Below are 17,805 nucleotides of genomic sequence, written 5' to 3' on the forward strand. Positions count from 1 at the left end.
AATGAGCACGCGGATCGCCTTCCTCAAGGGTCACGGCACCGAGAACGACTTCGTGATCGTCCCGGACCCGGAGAACGTCATCGACCTGCCCCCGGCCGCCGTCGCCGCCCTGTGCGACCGCCGCGCGGGCATCGGCGGTGACGGTCTGCTGCATGTGGTGCGGTCCGCCGCGCACCCCGAGGCCCGGGACATGGCGGGCGAAGCCGAGTGGTTCATGGACTACCGCAACGGCGACGGCTCGATCGCGGAGATGTGTGGGAACGGCGTGCGGGTGTTCGCGCGCTACCTCCAGCACGCCGGGTACGTCACTGAGGGTGACCTCGCGGTTGCCACGCGCGGCGGCGTGAAGACCGTGCACATCGCCAAGGACGGTGACGTCACGGTCGGCATGGGCAGGGCGCGGCTGCCCGAAGGGGACGTCACGGTCAGCGTCGGTGAGCGCAGCTGGCCCGCGCGCAACGTGAACATGGGCAATCCGCATGCCGTGGCCTTCGTGGACGACCTCGCGCACGCCGGTGATCTGTACTCCCCGCCGCCGTTCAGCCCGGCCTCGGCCTACCCGGACGGGGTCAACGTCGAGTTCGTGGTCGACCGGGGCCCGCGGCACGTCGCGCTGCGCGTGCACGAGCGCGGTGCCGGCGAGACCCGTTCGTGCGGCACGGGCGCGTGTGCCGTCGCCGTGGCCGCCGCGCGGCGGGACGGGGCCGACCCGGCGGCGACCGGCGCCCCCGCGACGTACACCGTCGATGTGCCCGGCGGCACTCTGGTGATCACCGAGCGGCCCGACGGCGAGATCGAGATGACCGGCCCCGCGGTGATCGTGGCCGAGGGCGAGATCGACGCGGAGTGGCTGGAAACCCTCGCTCTCTGAACGGCTCCGTGGCTTGGCATCACAGCCTGGGGCGGCTCACGGCCTGAGAGTGCGGCCGTCGGCGCCCCGGGCACGTTCGGAATCGCCAACTCCGGTTCGTTGCATGGCGCGAAACCGTAAACCTGCAAACCCTCGCTCGAATGGGTGATCCGTTTCACGCTCGGCGAGAGGCGGTCAGCCGCACGTGATGGGCTCGGTAGCATCAAGCACCGGCCCGGACGGGGATGAAGTCGCCATCCCCTGTGCCGTGTCCGCCATGGGGCACCCCGTCCGCCGGTCCACGCAGCCGGAGGTGCCCATGAGTGCGGAGGCCACGAACCCCGCGACGCCAGGCCCGGTAGCAGGCCCTGCGACGCCTGCCGTACCCCGCAGGAAGGCCCGCGCCCGGATCGATCTGCGCCGCCTCGGCCGGGCCGCACTGCTCGGCCCGACCTCGCGCGACCGGCTGCCTGACGCGATCAGCCATGTCGTCGACGCACATCGCGCCCACCACCCCGACGCCGACCTCGAACCGCTGCGCCGCGCCTATGTGCTGGCCGAGTCCTCGCACCGCGGTCAGATGCGCAAGAGCGGCGAGCCGTACATCACCCACCCGCTAGCCGTGACCCTGATCCTCGCCGAACTCGGCGCCGAGACCACGACCCTGACGGCGTCTTTGCTGCACGACACCGTCGAGGACACCGATGTGACGCTGGATCAGGTGAGGGAGCAGTTCGGCGAGGAGGTCCGCTTCCTCGTCGACGGCGTGACGAAGCTGGAGAAGGTCGACTACGGCGCCGCCGCCGAGCCCGAGACCTTCCGCAAAATGCTCGTCGCCACCGGCAACGACGTCCGCGTGATGTCGATCAAACTCGCCGACCGGCTCCACAACATGCGCACCCTCGGCGTGATGCGCCCCGAGAAACAGGCCCGCATCGCCAAGGTGACCCGCGACGTCCTCATCCCGCTCGCCGAACGGCTCGGCGTCCAGGCACTCAAGACCGAACTGGAAGACCTGGTCTTCGCGATCCTGCACCCCGACGAGTACGAGCACACCCGCGAGTTGATCGTCGACAACGCCTCCCGCGCGGACGACCCGCTCGCCGAGATGGCCGACGAGATGCGCACGGTCCTGCGCGAGGCCGACATCCAGGCCGAAGTCCTCATCCGGCCACGCCACTTCGTCTCCGTGCACCGCGTCTCCCGCAAGCGGGGACGGCTGCGTGGCGCCGACTTCGGACGGCTGCTGGTGCTCGTGCACGAGGACGCGGACTGCTACGGCGTCCTGGGTGAACTGCACACCTGTATGACGCCCGTCGTCTCGGAGTTCAAGGACTTCATCGCCGTCCCCAAGTTCAACCTGTACCAGTCGCTGCACACCGCTGTCGCCCGCGAGGACGGCCAGGTCGCCGAAGTCCTCATCCGTACCCACCAGATGCACAAGGTCGCCGAGGCCGGTGTCGTGGCGCTCGGCAATCCGTACGCTCCTCCTTCGGAGGAGCAGACCGCTTCGAGTGACGGCGAGCGCGCGGACCCCACGCGCCCCGGCTGGCTGTCCCGCCTCCTCGACTGGCAGGAGGGCGCGCCCGACCCGGACACCTTCTGGTCCACCCTGCGCGAGGACCTCGCCCAGGACCGCGAGATCACGGTCTTCCGGCCCGACGGCGGCACCCTGGGCCTGCCCGAGGGCGCGACCTGTGTGGACGCCGCGTACGCGCAGTACGGCGAGGACGCGCACGCGTGCATCGGCGCCCGCGTCAACGGCCGCCTGGCGACCCTCAGCACGGTTCTGCGGGACGGCGACACCGTCCAGCTCCTCATGGGCCAGGACCCGGCCTCGGAGCCCTCCAGGGAGTGGCTGGAGCACGCCCACACGGCCGCAGCCCGCATCGCCATCCAGCGGTGGCTGGCCGCCCATCCGCCGCAGGGGGACACCCCTGGGGGCGAGGGAACCGGGGTGGTGCCGTTCCGGCCCACGGTGGAAGGAGCGCTGTTCCGGTCCTCGGTGGACGCATCCGCGAGCCGGGAGGCTGTCGCGGAGGAGGCGGCGGGCGCCCAGTCGGCTGCGAAGGGCGCGGACGGCACTCTCCTCGGCGAGGGGCCGGATGCCCGGCGGGCGACGGGAGGACCGGACGCCCGCCGGGGCTTCGAGGGACCGGATGTCCGCCGGGTCGCTGAAGGGGCGGCCGCTCGCTCCACCGCCGCCAGCGTCCTCGTCGACCGCCCCGGCGCGACCGTACGCCTAGCCGGCTGCTGCACGCCCGTACCGCCCGACGAGGCCGTCGGGTTCGCCGTGCGCGGGGGAGTGGTGACCGTCCACCGCGTGGAGTGCGCCGCTGTGGCGCGGATGAAGAGCGCGGGGCGCCCGGAGGTCGGCGTGCGCTGGGGGGACACCACCGAATGCCGGGTCACCCTGATCGCCGAATCGTTCGTTCGCCCGCATCTGTTGGCGGATCTCACGGAGGCGATGGCCCTGGAGGGCGCGGAGATCGTCTCGGCGACGGTCGAGCCTCCCAGCCAGCAGCGCGTGCGCCACACCTACACGGTCCAACTCCCGGACGCGGCGCAGCTCCCGGTGCTGATGCGGGCCATGCGGAACGTCGCGGGCGTGTACGACGTGAGCAGGCAGCAGCCGCAGACGCAGGGGGCGTGAGGGGACGGCTTCGCGCCGGGCGGGTTGGCGCGGGGCCGGGTGCGAGGGCATCGTGCGGCGCGCTGGGTCGTGCGGGCCGGTGAGGACGACGTCGTCCGCCTGCAGGGTCGTCCGGGCAGGCCACGACGCTCCCCAAACCCTGCACCCACCTGACATACCCGTTCGAGTGTGCCGATCGCGCGTCGTCGACGCCCCGCACGCGCGCGCTGATAGCCGTGGTCCATGCTGCTCACCCCCCGCAACGAGGCTCGGCGGCCAGTCCCTGGCGCCCCTCACTCCCGTCCCCGATCCACCCGGCGCCTCAGAATGCCCGCGCTGCTCGCCGTGGCCGTCTCCACCTGTCTCCTCGCCGCGAGCGCCCCGGCCACACCTCTGGGTGTCGGCGACCACCTCTACCCGCACCTGGGCAACCCCGGCTACGACGTGGCGTCGTACGACCTCTCCTTCACCTATCCGGGCACCAACACCAAGCCCCTCAAGGCCGTCACCAGGATCGACGCCTGGACGACCACGGACCTCGACCGCATCAATCTGGACTTCGCCCACGGCAAGGTCGAGTCCGTCGAGGTCGACGGGGAGCCCGCGTCGTTCAGCAGCGCCGGCGAGGACCTCGTGGTCACGCCCGAGAACCCGCTGCCCGACGGCAGCTGGACGCGGATCACCGTGCGGCACAGCAGCGATCCCGTGTACGGAGAGGGGCAGGAGGGCGGCTGGGTACGGACCTCCGACGGCCTCGCGATGGCCAACCAGGCCGACGCCGCCCATGTGGTGTTCCCGTGCAACGACCACCCTTCCGACAAGGCGATGTTCACCATCCGGGTCACCGCGCCCAACGGCTACACCGCCGTCGCCAACGGCCTGCGGACCGACGTGGACCGCGCGGGCAGGACGACGACCTGGACGTACCGCACCGGGCATCCCATGGCCACGGAGCTCGCCCAGGTCTCCATCGGCCGCTCCACGGTGCTGCACCGCACCGGCCCGCACGGACTCCCCCTCCGGGACGTCGTGCCCACCGAGCACCGTGAACGGCTCGAACCGTGGCTGGAGAAGACCCCCGGGCAGATCTCCTGGATGGAGAGCAAGATCGGCCGGTACCCCTTCGAGACGTACGGCCTGCTCATGGCCGATGCCGCCACCGGCTTCGAGCTGGAGACCCAGACGCTCTCTCTCTTCGAGAGGGAGCTCTTCACCGGGTCCACCTTCCCCAAGTGGTACGTCGAGTCGATCATGGTGCACGAGCTGGCGCACCAGTGGTTCGGCGACAGCGTCAGCCCGCGCACCTGGTCCGACCTGTGGCTCAGTGAAGGGCACGCCACCTGGTACGAGGCCCTGTACGCGGCGGAGAAGGCGGGTAAGCCGGTGGAGGCACGGATGAAGGCCGCGTACGCCGCATCCGACCGCTGGCGTGCGGCAGGCGGACCACCCGCGGCTCCGAAGAAGCCCGAGGCCGGCAAGAAGAACGGCATCTTCCGGCCGAACGTCTACGACGGCGCGGCACTGGTCCTGTACGCACTCCGCCAGGAGATCGGCCGTCCGGCCTTCGAGAACCTGGAACGCGAGTGGGTGAGCCGTCACCAGGACGGTTCCGCTTCCACGGCCGACTTCATCGCGCTCGCGGAGGAGATCTCCGGACGCCACCTCGACGGGTTCATGCAGGCGTGGCTGTACGGGGAGAAGACCCCGCCGATGCCCGGTCAGCCGGAATGGAAGGCGGTGGACCCCGAGAAGAAGCCCGCGAAGAGCGGGAAGGCCGCGACCGCCGCGAAGACCGGAAAGGCTGCCAAGACCGGAAAGGCTGCCAAGACCGGAAAGGCTGCCAAGGCCGGGAAAGCTGCCAAGACCGTGCAGACCGGGAAGACCGTGAAGACGGGGAAGAGCGGGCGGACGGGCATGACCACGGAGCCCGCGAAGACCACGACGACCGGGAAGGTCGCGAGGAGCGCGAAATAAGGCGGTGACGAGACGTCCCGTGCCGTGCGACCATTTTCCGGTCGGCGCGGCACGGGACACGGGAATCTCCCGGGGCACTCGTGCGTTGGGAGCAGTGACGGATCAGTTCCCGGGCGCTACGGACACGTTCCGAAGCACCGGCGTCACTGCCACCGTCGGCGCAAACGGATCCCCTAGACGTAAGGACCCAATGACCTCCTCTTCTTCCTTTTCCCAGGACAGTCAGCACTTCGCGCACAGCTACGCCGAAGGTCTTCGGGCCGATGCCCTGATGGAAGAGGACGTCGCCTGGAGCCACGAGATCGACGGAGAGCGGGACGGCGACCAGTTCGACCGCTCCGAGCGCGCGGCTCTGCGCCGCGTGGCGGGCCTCTCCACCGAGCTCGAGGACGTCACCGAGGTCGAGTACCGCCAGCTCCGCCTGGAGCGGGTCGTGCTCGTCGGTGTCTGGACCTCGGGGACCGTGCAGGACGCGGAGAACTCGCTGGCCGAGCTCGCCGCCCTCGCGGAGACCGCAGGCGCCCTGGTGCTCGACGGCGTGATCCAGCGCCGCGACAAGCCCGACGCGGCCACCTACATCGGCTCCGGCAAGGCCGAAGAGCTGCGGGACATCGTGCTCGAGTCGGGCGCGGACACCGTCATCTGCGACGGTGAGCTCAGCCCCGGCCAGCTCATCCACCTCGAAGACGTCGTCAAGGTCAAGGTCATCGACCGCACGGCGCTGATCCTCGACATCTTCGCCCAGCACGCCAAGTCCCGAGAGGGCAAGGCTCAGGTCGCGCTCGCGCAGATGCAGTACATGCTGCCGAGGCTGCGAGGCTGGGGTCAGTCGCTGTCCCGCCAGATGGGCGGCGGCAAGGGCGGTGGCCTCGCCACCCGTGGTCCCGGTGAGACCAAGATCGAGACGGACCGGCGCCGGATCCGCGAGAAGATGGCGAAGATGCGCCGGGAGATCGCGGAGATGAAGACCGGCCGCGAGATCAAGCGCCAGGAGCGCAAGCGCCACAAGGTGCCGTCGGTCGCGATCGCGGGCTACACCAACGCCGGCAAGTCCTCCCTGCTCAACCGCCTCACGGGCGCGGGCGTGCTGGTCGAGAACGCCCTGTTCGCGACCCTCGACCCGACCGTGCGCCGGGCCGAGACCCCGGGCGGAAGGCTGTACACGCTGGCCGACACGGTCGGTTTTGTCCGGCATCTGCCGCACCACCTGGTCGAGGCGTTCCGCTCCACCATGGAGGAGGTCGGCGAGTCCGACCTGATCCTCCACGTGGTGGACGGCTCGCACCCGAACCCGGACGAGCAGCTGGCCGCCGTGCGCGAGGTGATCAGGGACGTCGGCGCCACCGACGTACCCGAGATCGTCGTGATCAACAAGGCCGACGCGGCCGATCCGCTGATGCTTCAGCGGCTGATGCGGATCGAGAAGCGTTCCATCGCGGTCTCGGCCCGTACCGGCCAGGGCATCGCCGAGCTGCTCGCGCTGATCGACAACGAGCTGCCGCGCCCGTCGGTCGAGATCGAGGCGCTCGTGCCGTACACGCACGGCAAGCTGGTCGCCCGCGCCCACACCGAGGGTGAGGTGATCTCCGAGGAGCACACCCCGGAGGGCACCCTGCTCAAGGCGCGGGTGCACGAGGAGCTGGCGGCGGATCTCGCGCCGTACCTTCCGGCGCCCACCGCCTGAGCCGTCGGAGTTGCCGTAGAACCGGCGAAGGCCCGCCCCCTGTCACAGGGAGCGGGCCTTCCGCATGTGGCCGTTCGCGCGTGTCACTGACCGCCGTACGTCTTGCTCATGTTCTGGTACAGCGCCTCGGCCTTCGCCCCCAACTGCGGGCCCGCGAGCCAGGTGTTGTCCTCCGGGCCGATGGATGTGTTCGACACCAGCTTGGTCTCGCCGTCCACCACCCGGAACCAGCCACCGCCCGACGAACCGCCGGTCATGGTGCATCCGATGCGGTACATCGTCGGCAGGGTCGGGCTCAGCGAGAGGCGCCCCGGCCGGTCGAGGCACCTGAACATCTGCAGGCCGCTGTACGGCGGCGCCGCCGGGTAGCCCCAGGCGCCCATCGTGGCGACCTCGGTCGCCGGCGGGGCCGAGAAGTCCACGTCGAGCGCGGCGCCGACCGTCTCCTCGAGCGACTTGGAGCCCTGCTCCGGCTTCACATGCAGCACGGCGTAGTCGTACGTGGCACCCGCGCCGCCCGTCTCCGAGCCGCCCTGGATCCACTCGTTCGAGGTCGAGACCCAGTCGGCCCACCAGTTGCCGTACGGGGCGATCTCGGACGCGTTCGCGTTGCGCAGCTGCGCCGCGGACTTGCCGAGGTCGTTGTAGGCAGGCGCGAAGACGATGTTGCGGTACCAGCCGCCGGTGCCACCGGCGTGCACGCAGTGGCCGGCGGTCCAGACGAGGTTGGACTTGCCGGGGTGGTTGACGTCCTTGATGACCGTGCCGGAGCACACTGCCGGTCCGTCGGGGGAGTCGAAGAAGACCTTGCCGACGGGGGCCGCGTTCTCGTGGTACGGCGTCTTCTCCGCCGTGGCCTCGAGGGGCGCCGGCTCCGGGTCGCTCACGCCCTGGTCGGCCGCGGTGTCCTGCGTGGTGACCGTCTTGTTGGCCTCCTTCGCGGACTGCATCCGCTCAGGCTTCCAGAGACCCTCGATCACCGGGTTGACGAAGTCCTTGGCCTCGCTGAGCCACTTGTCCTTGTCCCAGTTCTTCCAGGCGCCGTCCTTCCACTTGTCGACATCGATGCCGTGCTCTTTGAGCTTGTCCTTGATGTCGGCCGGGATCTGGATCTTGCCGTCGGGGCCGTCGGCGGCCTGGGACGCGGTCGCGTCGGCCTTGTCGCTCGCAATGTCCTGCGCCGAGCCGCCACAGGCGGTCGCGGTCAGCGCCAGGGCGGCGACGAGCCCGGTGGCGGTGAGGACAGAGCGCCGCCTGCGGCGTGGAGCTGCGGGCGTACGTGTGGAACGCATGGTGCGGTAACCCCCGTTGGAACGTGCCTTGTTGTCGTGCCTGGTGTCATGCGCTGGTGACGAAGGGCGTGCAGGCTCCGGTGCAGACCCTTCGAACGCGACATCCCACTATGCCCGTGGAGTTGAGGGCGAACGGCGGCGAGGCGGTGAAGGTTTCTCCCCACCACCTCGCCGCCGATCCCCGCGGTGCCGTCACCGTCACTGGCCGGCATCCGGGGACGTCACTGACCGGCGTACTTCTCACTCACCGAGTCGTAGATGTCCTTGGCGCCCTCGCCCAGCCGCGGACCTGCGAGCCAGCCCGATTCCACCGGCCCGATCGAGGTGTTGGACACGAGCGCCGGCTTGCCGTCCGAGCCCGTCGCGACCCAGCCACCACCGGACGAACCGCCGGTCATGGTGCAGCCGATGCGATACATCGTCGGATCCGATGCGTTGATCGACAGCCGGCCCGGCTTGTCCTGGCACTGGTACAGCGTCTCGCCGTCGAACGGCTTCGCGGCGGGGTAACCGATCGCCTTGATGCTGGCCACGTCGGGCACGGCCGGGGCGTTGAAGTCCACCGGAAGGGCCGAACCCGCCATCTCCTCAAGGGACTTGCCGTTGCCGCCCGCCTCCGGCTTCACGTGCAGCACGGCGAAGTCGTACGACGCGCCGGCCCCGCCCGTCTGGCCGCCCTGCGCGATCCACTGGTCGGAGGTCTTCGCCCAGTCGGCCCACCACACGCCGTACGGAGCGACCTCCTCCCTGGTGGCGCTCTCCAACTCCGCGGTTCCCATGGCCGCGTCGTTGTACGAGGGCACGAACGCGATGTTGCGGTACCAGCCGCCGCTCTTGCCCGCGTGCACACAGTGGCCCGCTGTCCACACCATGTTGGACTTGCCGGGGTTGGCCGGGTCCTTCACAACCGTCGCCGAGCAGACGGCCGGGCCGTCGGGGGAGTCGAAGAACACCTTGCCCGCCTGGGGGGCGTTGGCGTGGTACGTAGGCGACACGGCCTGCGCGTCCACGGGCTTCGGCGTCGGGTCGGTCACACCCTGGTCACCGGAGAGGTCGCTGTCGTCGACACTGCGGTCCGGGTCCTCGGCCTCCCGCATGCGGTCCGGGTCCCAGAGCCCCTCGATGATCGGGTTGATGTAGTCCTTGGCCTCGCGCAGCCAGTCGTCCTTGTCCCAGTTCTTCCAGGCGCCGTCCCTCCACTTGTCGAGGTCGATGCCGTGCTCTTTGAGCTTGTCCTTGATGTCGTCCGGGATCGTGATCTTGCCGTCACCCCCGGCCGCCGCGGACGCGGTGGCCTCGCCGCCCGCGTCGGCTTTGCCCGACTCGCAGGCCGTGACGGTGAGGGCCAGCGCCGCGGCGAGCGCGACCACGGGCAGCGGGGAGGTTCTGCGGAGCGCGCTCCTCCCCCGGCGAGCGGTGAACGACGGCCGTATCGATCGCATGATCTGACTCCCCCTGAGGTGACAGTACTTAGAAGCCGCAGCCGTGAACTCCCGCTGATCAGTCTCTGGTTCCGCGTGATGTCACGGCGCGTTGTGACGGCATCACACACTATGCGGTCGCTGTGGGGGAGTTCCGACGGTACGGCAACGGTTTCGCTACGGAAAGGATCTTGAAGCAACCCGTAACCCGGTGAAAGGTCCGGGGTTGGTAGCGGTTGGGGGCCCGCCGCCCGTGGGCGGCCCCCAGTGCCCAGTTCCCCGGAGTTTCGAGTGGACGCTCGCGGGGCTTCGTATGTCGGGTCGGGCGAGGATCACGAGAGACCTGCTCGCCCCTGGACAGCGGGAGGACAGGGAGCCATGGCCGTGACCGAATCTTTGCGCGGGGGGACGTCCGAGTCGGCGGGGGCGCGCGCCGTGCACGAGGGGATCCTGCGACGGCAGTCGGCGCGCGAGTCTGCGGCGCGCACCTACGCGCGTGCCCTGCCGATCGTCCCTGTGCGGGCGCGTGGACTGACCATCGAGGGCGCGGACGGCCGCCGCTACCTGGACTGCCTCTCGGGTGCCGGGACCTTGGCGCTCGGACACAATCACCCGGTCGTCCTGGAAGCCATCCGCAAGGTCCTCGACTCGGGCGCACCGCTGCACGTCCTCGACCTGGCGACCCCCGTCAAGGACGCCTTCATCACCGAGTTGTTCCACACTCTGCCGCCCGGTCTCGCCGGGCGCGCCCGCGTGCAGTTCTGCGGACCGGCCGGCACCGATGCGGTGGAGGCCGCATTCAAGCTCGTCCGCGCCGCGACCGGACGCACCGGAATACTCGCCTTCAGCGGCGCCTACCACGGGATGACCGCCGGAGCGCTCGAAGCATCCGGGGGCGCCTGCGACGTACGGGTCGCGCGCCTGCCCTACCCGCAGGACTACCGCTGTCCCTTCGGAGTAGGCGGCGAACGCGGCGCCGAACTCGCCGCTCGCTGGACCGAATCCGTCCTCGACGACCCCAAGTCGGGCGTACCGCGCCCCGCCGGGATGATCCTCGAACCCGTCCAGGGCGAGGGCGGAGTGATCCCCGCGCCGGACGGCTGGATGCGCCGCATGCGGCAGATCACGGCCGACCGATCCATCCCGCTGATCGCCGACGAGGTCCAGACGGGGGTCGGGCGCACCGGCTCCTTCTGGGCGGTGGAGCACAGCGGCGTCACCCCCGATGTGATGGTCCTCTCCAAGGCCATCGGAGGCAGCCTCCCCCTGGCCGTCATCGTCTATCGCGACGACCTCGACGCCTGGCAGCCCGGCGCCCACGCCGGCACGTTCCGCGGCAACCAACTCGCCATGGCCGCCGGCACGGCGACGCTCGCCTACGTCCGCGAGAACCGTCTCGCCGAGCGGGCGGCTGAACTTGGCTCTCGGATGCTCGGCCAACTCCAGGGACTCGCGGGGGAGTTCGCGTGCATCGGCGATGTGCGGGGCAGGGGGTTGATGATCGGGGTCGAGGTGGTGGAACCAGAGAGCGCCCCCGCGCGGGGCGAGCGGCATCCGGCGACCCCGGCGGGGGTCGAGGGGGAGGCCAGCGGGCAGGGGCTGGAGCTTCTGGCAGCTCTTGAAGGGGATCAGGGTGCCCCTGACCAGGCCGAAGGGAGGGCTGCTGACCTCGGTTGTGCCGGAGGTGGGAGGGGCGTCCTGGTAGGGCTCGAACCTGCCGGAAGCACGGACGGCTCCTCGGCAGGCCTGGCCTCCACGGCCCGAGCCGCAGGAGCAGCGGCAGCCCAGGGCCCGGATCGGCACCCTCGACCGGCCGCCCCGGAACTGGCGATCGCCATCCAGCGGGAATGCCTGCGACGCGGCCTGATCGTCGAACTCGGCGGCCGACACTCCAGCGTCGTACGGCTGCTTCCGCCCTTGACCATCAGCGACGAACAGGCAGCCGCGGTACTGGACCGGCTGTCCGACGCGGTGGCCGCGGTCTCCCGCGGCCACACAGGCAACGACCGGACGCACCAGCCGAACCCACGGCATCGGCGGCACGACGATCGAGCCGACTGCGCGGGGTAGCGCGGCAGCCGAGGAGGGCGCGCCGACACGCATTCCGAACGCTGTCCTTGCGCCGGCGTCCGTCGACGCCCCGACTCCTGAGTCACAGCTCGCTCCCCATCGACGCATCCCTGCGGCTCCGAACCTCTCTCCCAACTGACACACCTCCTCCAACCCCCACTTCACAGCTCCTCCACCCGCACGCCTCAACGCGGACCACACGCCCACGCCCCGCCTCATCGCAGAACGTCGGCCGTCCCGCACGAGCCGGAACCACCCCAAGAGGACCAGCCTTGATCACCACCCCCGCATCCGACGGCCGTGCCGACACCAGCGCGCGAGGCTCCTCCGACGCACACCTCCCCCAGCAGCAGCCGCCCGCATCGACGACCGCGCCGGCTCCTCACGGGCAGGGACGAGCTTCCGCCCAGGTCGGTACTCCCGACGCGTCAGGTACTCCCGACGCGTCAGGTGCTTCCACCCCGGCAGGTTCCCCCGCACAGGCAGGTTCCTCCGCACAGGCAGGTACCTCCGCGCGGACAGGTATCTCCGCACCGGCGGGAACACCCGCACAGGCGAGTGCACCGGCCCTGGGGGAAGCCGCGCCGCAGGCACCCGCGTCGGCACAGGGGACTGCCGGTGCACAGGTGCAGGTACGACCGCCGACGCAGGCCGGCGCCCCACATGCCGGGCAACTGCACGGCGCCACCGCCGACCTCCTGGAGCATCCCGACCCGCACACCGCGGCCCAGGCCGCCGCCGTGGAGAACCTGCTCCGCTGCTGGATCCGTGAGACCGGCATCCCGGCTCCCGACAACGGGATCCTCCGCATCCCATTGCCTGCCACCGGTACGGCCCTGCTGATCCCGGTCCCGTACTGGTCCCCGACGGGATGGCACCGCCTCGGCCACCCCCGCCTGGCCGACGCGCCTGACCACGCCCCACCGATCGACGCCCTCACCCTCGCGGCACTGCTCGGCCGAGAGACGAGCGGGGCAGCGGATACCGCAGCCGCTGCCACCGACCTCGTCGCCCGCGTCGCCGACTCCGTCCGACGGACCGTCACGTTCATCAGCGAGCGCCGGGACAGTCCCGCCGAAGGCTCCGACCTCTTCCTCACGGCCGAGCAGGCACTCGTGCTCGGACACCCACTCCACCCGACCCCGAAGAGTCGCGAAGGTCTCTCCGAGGCCGAAGCACGGCTGTACTCACCCGAGTTGCGCGGCTCCTTCGCCTTGCATTGGCTGGCTGTCGCTCCCGCCCTCCTCGCCACCGACTCGGCATGGACCGAGCGTGGTCGTGTCGTACCCGCGGCGCAGCTCACGGCCCGCCTGGCCGGCCCTGGCCTGCCGTTGCCCGACGGGTACGCCGCTCTGCCTCTGCATCCCTGGCAGTCGCGAGAGGTCCGGCACCGTCCCGAGACCGCGGCCCTGCTCGACGCCGGACTGCTCCGGGACCTCGGCGCCCACGGCGCACCTTGGCACCCCACCTCCTCTGTCCGAACCGTCCACAGCTCCGACGCCGCAGCCATGCTCAAGCTGTCGCTGGGCCTGCGCATCACCAACTCCCGGCGGGAGAACCTCCGCAAGGAGCTGCACCGGGGCGTCGAGGTCCACCGACTCCTGCGCAGCGGCCTCTCGGCGCAGTGGCAGGCCGCGCACCCCGGATTCGACATCGTTCGCGACCCGGCCTGGCTTGCTGTCGATGCGCCGGGCGGTGATCCCGTGACCGGCCTCGACGTGATGATCCGGCACAACCCGTTCAAGCCCTCCGACGACGTGTCCTGCGTAGCCGGACTCGTCTCGCCGCGCCCTCGGGCACAGACCTGCGCCATCGCGGATCGACCCCGGTCGGGCAGACAGCCTCTGCAGTCCCGTCTGGCCGACCTGATCATGCGCCTCGCCGCCCGAACGGGCCGCCCTCGCGGGGCTGTAGCCGCCGAGTGGTTCCTGCGCTACCTCGAGCAGGTCGTCCGACCGGTGCTCTGGCTGGACGCCGAGGCGGGGATCGCCCTGGAAGCGCACCAGCAGAACACGCTGCTCCTGCTCGACAGTGACGGCTGGCCTTCGGGTGGCCGCTACCGCGACAACCAGGGCTACTACTTCCGTGAGTCCCGCCACGCGGATCTAGCTGCCCTGCTGCCCGGCATCGGCGAGCACAGTGACACCTTCGTCTCGGACGAGGTCACCGACGAACGCTTCACGTACTACCTGGCGATCAACAACGTGCTCGGTCTCATTGGAGCGTTCGGCTCGCAGCGTCTCGCCGACGAACAACTTCTGCTTGCCGCCTTCCGCCGGTTCCTGGGAGTTGTGGCCTCCGGTCCCGCCCGGCTGCGCACGTCACTGCCTGCCCGCCTGCTCGACTCGCCGGTTCTGCGTTGCAAGGCCAACATGCTGACCCGGCTGCACGGCCTCGATGAGCTCGTCGGCCCGGTCGACACTCAGTCCGTCTACGTCACCATCGCCAACCCCCTGCATTCCTGACCATCACCGTCACACCTCGGCAGCAGCACTTTCGACCACGGTCGACCAACGCCGCTGGCTGCCTGCGTCCCTGATCAAGGCCTCTGACTTCACCAACTTCCGTCATTCCTGGGGAACATGACCCACCCCGCCTCCTGAGAGGAGTGTCGCCGTGCCTCCGACCGACGCGAGTGCCAACGCCGGCACCGTCCCCGCCCCCATCTCCGATATCGGCATCGCCACGAGCCCGGGTACTCGTGAGAGTTCGATCGACACGGCCGTCGGCGAGGGCGCAGACAGTGAGGACACGCTGGATCTGCGCCTGCCCGACGAATTCGTCGCGCTCTTCGGGGACGGGCCCGACGCGGTCGGGGAACGGAGCCTGCGCGGACTCGGCACGGTTGCACCCTCCTCCCTCCTGCCGATGGCCGATGATCTACTCGACTGCGTTGCCGACTGGGGGCCGATCAGCACACCGGCAGGAGCGCTTCACCTTGCCCCCGTGAGGGTCGGGCGAGACCTCCCGATCATCTGCCAGTGGATGAACGACCCTGCCGTAGCGGCGTTCTGGGGACTCGGCGGACCTCAGGCCGCGGCCGAGGAACATCTGTGGTCCCAGCTCTCGGGTGACGGCCGCAGCGTTCCCTGCCTGGGGATGCTGGAGGGCACGCCGATGAGCTACTGGGAGATCTACCGCGCCGACCTCGACCCGCTGGCCCGGCACTACCCGGCTCGGCCTCATGACACCGGACTCCATCTCCTCATCGGCGCCGTCGGCGATCGTGGGAGAGGGCTCGGTGGAACCCTGCTCCGAGCCGTCGCCGACCTCGTGCTGGACCGGCGGCCTGCCTGCGCTCGCGTCGTAGCCGAACCCGACATTCGCAATACCCCTTCCGTCGCCGCTTTCCTGCGCGCCGGCTTCCGGTTCTCTGCCGAGATCGAGCTGCCCGCCAAGCGGGCCGCGCTCATGGTCAGAGACCGTCGCCTGCGCTATCTGCTGTGACGCCATGCCGCTGCAGCGTCACTTTTGGTACACCGCTCGCGCCGATCCGGTTCCCACCGTCGGCCAGCCGATCTCGGATCCCGCTGAGCCGATCTAACATCTCCCCTCGTCGATTTCAGACTGAGCCGATCTCAGGCAGTGGAGATCTCTCCCATGACAAGGTCGTTTCCCTGAGGCACCCGGCGAGCAGATCTCGCCCCGCCGCTCCACGACAATCGCTCCAGACCAGGCCTCGAAGCGCCTCGGACACCTCCGAGTCGACCTCGACGGAACCGAACCGATCTCGACGGAACCGAACCGACCTCGATCGTGCCCGAACCGTCCCTTACCTCAATCGAACCGACCGCGTACGAACTCGAACCGATCCGATCCCCACCCGAGGAACCCCCGGTCTTGATCCCGCCCCTCGTCCCCACCGTGATCACCCGCTTGTCAGTGCCGGGCCGTAGGGTGGTCGCGCTATGACGAAGCCCTCACTCCCCGAACTCCTGCATGCTGCCGTCACTGCCGTCGGCGGTACGGAGCGCCCCGGCCAGGTGACCATGGCCGAATCCGTCGCGGAGGCGATCGACGGCGGATCCCATCTGCTGGTCCAGGCCGGCACCGGCACCGGAAAGTCGCTGGGCTATCTCGTGCCCGCGCTCGCGCAGGGGGAGCGCGTCGTCGTGGCGACGGCCACCCTGGCGCTGCAGCGCCAGCTGGTGGAGCGGGACCTGCCGCGCACTGTCGATGCGCTGCACCCGCTGCTGCGCCGTCGCCCCGAGTTCGCGATGCTCAAGGGCAGGTCCAACTACCTGTGTCTGCACCGCCTGCACGAGGGAGTTCCGCAGGACGAGGAGGAAGGCCTCTTCGACCAGTTCGAGGCGGCCGCACCCACCAGCAAGCTGGGGCAGGACCTGCTGCGGCTGCGCGACTGGGCGGACGAGACGGAGACGGGCGATCGCGACGACCTGACGCCCGGCGTGTCCGACCGGGCCTGGGCCCAGGTCTCGGTGTCGTCGCGGGAGTGCCTCGGCGCTTCGAAGTGCGCGTACGGCGCCGAATGCTTCGCCGAGATGGCCCGTGAGCGGGCCAAGCTCTCGGAGGTCGTCGTCACCAACCACGCGCTGCTCGCGATCGATGCCATCGAGGGCGCACCGGTCCTCCCGCAGCACGAGGTCCTGATCGTCGACGAGGCGCACGAACTGGTCTCCCGGGTCACCGGAGTGGCCACCGGCGAACTCACTCCCGGCCAGGTCAACCGCGCGGTTCGCCGCGCCGCGAAGCTCGTCAACGAGAAGGCCGCCGACCAGCTCCAGACCGCCGCCGAGGGCTTCGAACGGCTGATGGAGCTGGCCCTGCCGGGCCGCCTGGAGGAGATCCCCGAGGACCTCGCGTACGCGCTCATGGCACTGCGCGACGCATGCCGCACCGTCATCTCCGCGATCGGCGCCACCCGTGACAAGTCCGTGCAGGACGAGGACGCGGTCCGCAAGCAGGCGCTCGCCTCGGTCGAAACCGTGCACGACGTGGCGGAGCGCATCACCAACGGCTCCGAGTGGGACGTCGTCTGGTACGAGCGCCACGACCGTTTCGGCGCGTCCCTGCGCGTGGCCCCCATGTCCGTGTCGGGACTCCTGAGGGAGAAGCTCTTCGCGGACCGCTCCGTCGTCCTGACCTCCGCGACCTTGAAGCTGGGCGGCGACTTCAACGGCGTCGGTGCGTCCCTCGGGCTCGCCCCCGAGGGGACGGAGGGCGACGACCTGCCGCAGTGGAAGGGGGTGGACGTCGGCTCGCCCTTCGAGTACCGCAAGCAGGGCATCCTGTACGTCGCCAAGCACCTGTCACGCCCCGCGCGAGACGGCGACCGTGTCGACATGCTCGACGAGCTGACCGAGCTGATCCAGGCCGCCGGCGGCCGCACGCTCGGCCTGTTCTCCTCCATGCGGGCCGCCCAGCTGGCCGCCGAGGAGCTTCGCTCCCGCATCCCCGAGTTCCCGATCCTTCTTCAGGGCGAGGAGACACTCGGCGAGCTGATCAAGAACTTCGCGGCTGATCCGAAGACCTGCCTGTTCGGCACGCTGTCCCTCTGGCAGGGCGTCGACGTGCCCGGCCCCAGCTGCCAGTTGGTCGTCATGGACAAGATCCCGTTCCCGCGCCCGGACGACCCGCTGATGAGTGCCCGACAGAAGGCGGTGGAGGATGCCGGAGGCAATGGCTTCATGGCGGTCGCAGCCACCCACGCCGCCCTGCTCATGGCCCAGGGCGCCGGCCGCCTCGTACGGGCGTCGGGGGACCGCGGAGTGGTCGCCGTACTGGACCAGCGGCTGGCCACGGCCCGGTACGGCAGCTACCTGAAGGCTTCACTGCCCGACTTCTGGTACACGACGGACCGTAACCAGGTCCGGAAGTCACTGTCCGCGATCGACGCGACGGCGAAGCAGGCGGAGGCGGAC

Annotated in this window: 10 protein-coding genes; 8 read left to right on the forward strand and 2 right to left on the reverse strand. The window is 70.2% G+C overall.

Going from position 1 to position 17,805, the window contains the following annotated elements:
* The first annotated feature begins 1 nt into the window (after window position 1).
* From dapF to hflX, 4 genes are all read left to right on the forward strand, one after another.
* Complete coding sequence (gene dapF / locus ABD932_RS02525; RefSeq protein WP_345008412.1) at window positions 2–871, forward strand: diaminopimelate epimerase; 870 nt, start codon at window positions 2–4, stop codon at window positions 869–871.
* A gap of 298 nt (window positions 872–1,169) precedes the next feature.
* Window positions 1,170–3,503, forward strand: a complete 2,334-nt coding sequence (locus ABD932_RS02530) for a RelA/SpoT family protein (protein ID WP_345008413.1) — start codon at window positions 1,170–1,172, stop codon at window positions 3,501–3,503.
* A gap of 222 nt (window positions 3,504–3,725) precedes the next feature.
* The gene (locus tag ABD932_RS02535) at window positions 3,726–5,456 is read left to right on the forward strand and encodes a M1 family metallopeptidase (RefSeq protein WP_425587397.1); all 1,731 of its coding nucleotides are present in this window, start codon (window positions 3,726–3,728) and stop codon (window positions 5,454–5,456) included.
* Window positions 5,457–5,646: 190 nt separating this feature from the next.
* On the forward strand, window positions 5,647–7,140 hold the full coding sequence (gene hflX / locus ABD932_RS02540) for a GTPase HflX (RefSeq protein ID WP_345008415.1): 1,494 nt from the start codon (window positions 5,647–5,649) through the stop codon (window positions 7,138–7,140).
* Between the two features lie 83 nt (window positions 7,141–7,223).
* On the opposite strand, the gene ABD932_RS02545 is transcribed toward hflX, so the two are convergent.
* Both ABD932_RS02545 and ABD932_RS02550 read right to left on the reverse strand, forming a co-directional pair.
* Window positions 7,224–8,432: a trypsin-like serine peptidase gene (locus ABD932_RS02545; RefSeq protein WP_345008416.1), complete on the reverse strand. Its 1,209-nt coding sequence runs from the start codon at window positions 8,430–8,432 to the stop codon at window positions 7,224–7,226.
* Window positions 8,433–8,653: 221 nt separating this feature from the next.
* A complete protein-coding gene (locus ABD932_RS02550) occupies window positions 8,654–9,874 on the reverse strand; it encodes a trypsin-like serine peptidase (RefSeq protein ID WP_345008417.1) in 1,221 nt (406 codons plus the stop codon).
* 357 nt (window positions 9,875–10,231) lie between these two features.
* Between ABD932_RS02550 and ABD932_RS02555 the strand changes: the two genes are divergently transcribed.
* From ABD932_RS02555 to ABD932_RS02570, 4 genes are all read left to right on the forward strand, one after another.
* On the forward strand, window positions 10,232–11,923 hold the full coding sequence (locus ABD932_RS02555; protein WP_345008418.1) for a diaminobutyrate--2-oxoglutarate transaminase family protein: 1,692 nt from the start codon (window positions 10,232–10,234) through the stop codon (window positions 11,921–11,923).
* A gap of 626 nt (window positions 11,924–12,549) precedes the next feature.
* Window positions 12,550–14,388 carry an IucA/IucC family protein gene (locus ABD932_RS02560; protein ID WP_425587398.1) on the forward strand — a complete coding sequence of 613 codons (1,839 nt, stop codon included), beginning with the start codon at window positions 12,550–12,552 and terminating at the stop codon, window positions 14,386–14,388.
* 151 nt (window positions 14,389–14,539) lie between these two features.
* A complete protein-coding gene (locus tag ABD932_RS02565; RefSeq protein WP_345008419.1) occupies window positions 14,540–15,370 on the forward strand; it encodes a GNAT family N-acetyltransferase in 831 nt (276 codons plus the stop codon).
* Window positions 15,371–15,831: 461 nt separating this feature from the next.
* Window positions 15,832–17,805, forward strand: a 1,974-nt coding sequence (locus tag ABD932_RS02570) for an ATP-dependent DNA helicase (RefSeq protein WP_345008420.1), incomplete at its 3' end; no start/stop codon positions are given.

The organism is Streptomyces shaanxiensis, assembly GCF_039537145.1.
Classification (GTDB): domain Bacteria; phylum Actinomycetota; class Actinomycetes; order Streptomycetales; family Streptomycetaceae; genus Streptomyces; species Streptomyces shaanxiensis.

Coding starts and splice junctions, on each gene's coding strand:
- ABD932_RS02535 (WP_425587397.1), top strand. CDS start 3,726: ATGCTGCTCACCCCCCGCAACGAGGCTCGGCGGCCAGTCCCTGGCGCC.
- ABD932_RS02550 (WP_345008417.1), bottom strand. CDS start 9,874: ATGCGATCGATACGGCCGTCGTTCACCGCTCGCCGGGGGAGGAGCGCG.
- ABD932_RS02530 (WP_345008413.1), top strand. CDS start 1,170: ATGAGTGCGGAGGCCACGAACCCCGCGACGCCAGGCCCGGTAGCAGGC.
- dapF (WP_345008412.1), top strand. CDS start 2: ATGAGCACGCGGATCGCCTTCCTCAAGGGTCACGGCACCGAGAACGAC.
- ABD932_RS02555 (WP_345008418.1), top strand. CDS start 10,232: ATGGCCGTGACCGAATCTTTGCGCGGGGGGACGTCCGAGTCGGCGGGG.
- ABD932_RS02545 (WP_345008416.1), bottom strand. CDS start 8,432: ATGCGTTCCACACGTACGCCCGCAGCTCCACGCCGCAGGCGGCGCTCT.
- hflX (WP_345008415.1), top strand. CDS start 5,647: ATGACCTCCTCTTCTTCCTTTTCCCAGGACAGTCAGCACTTCGCGCAC.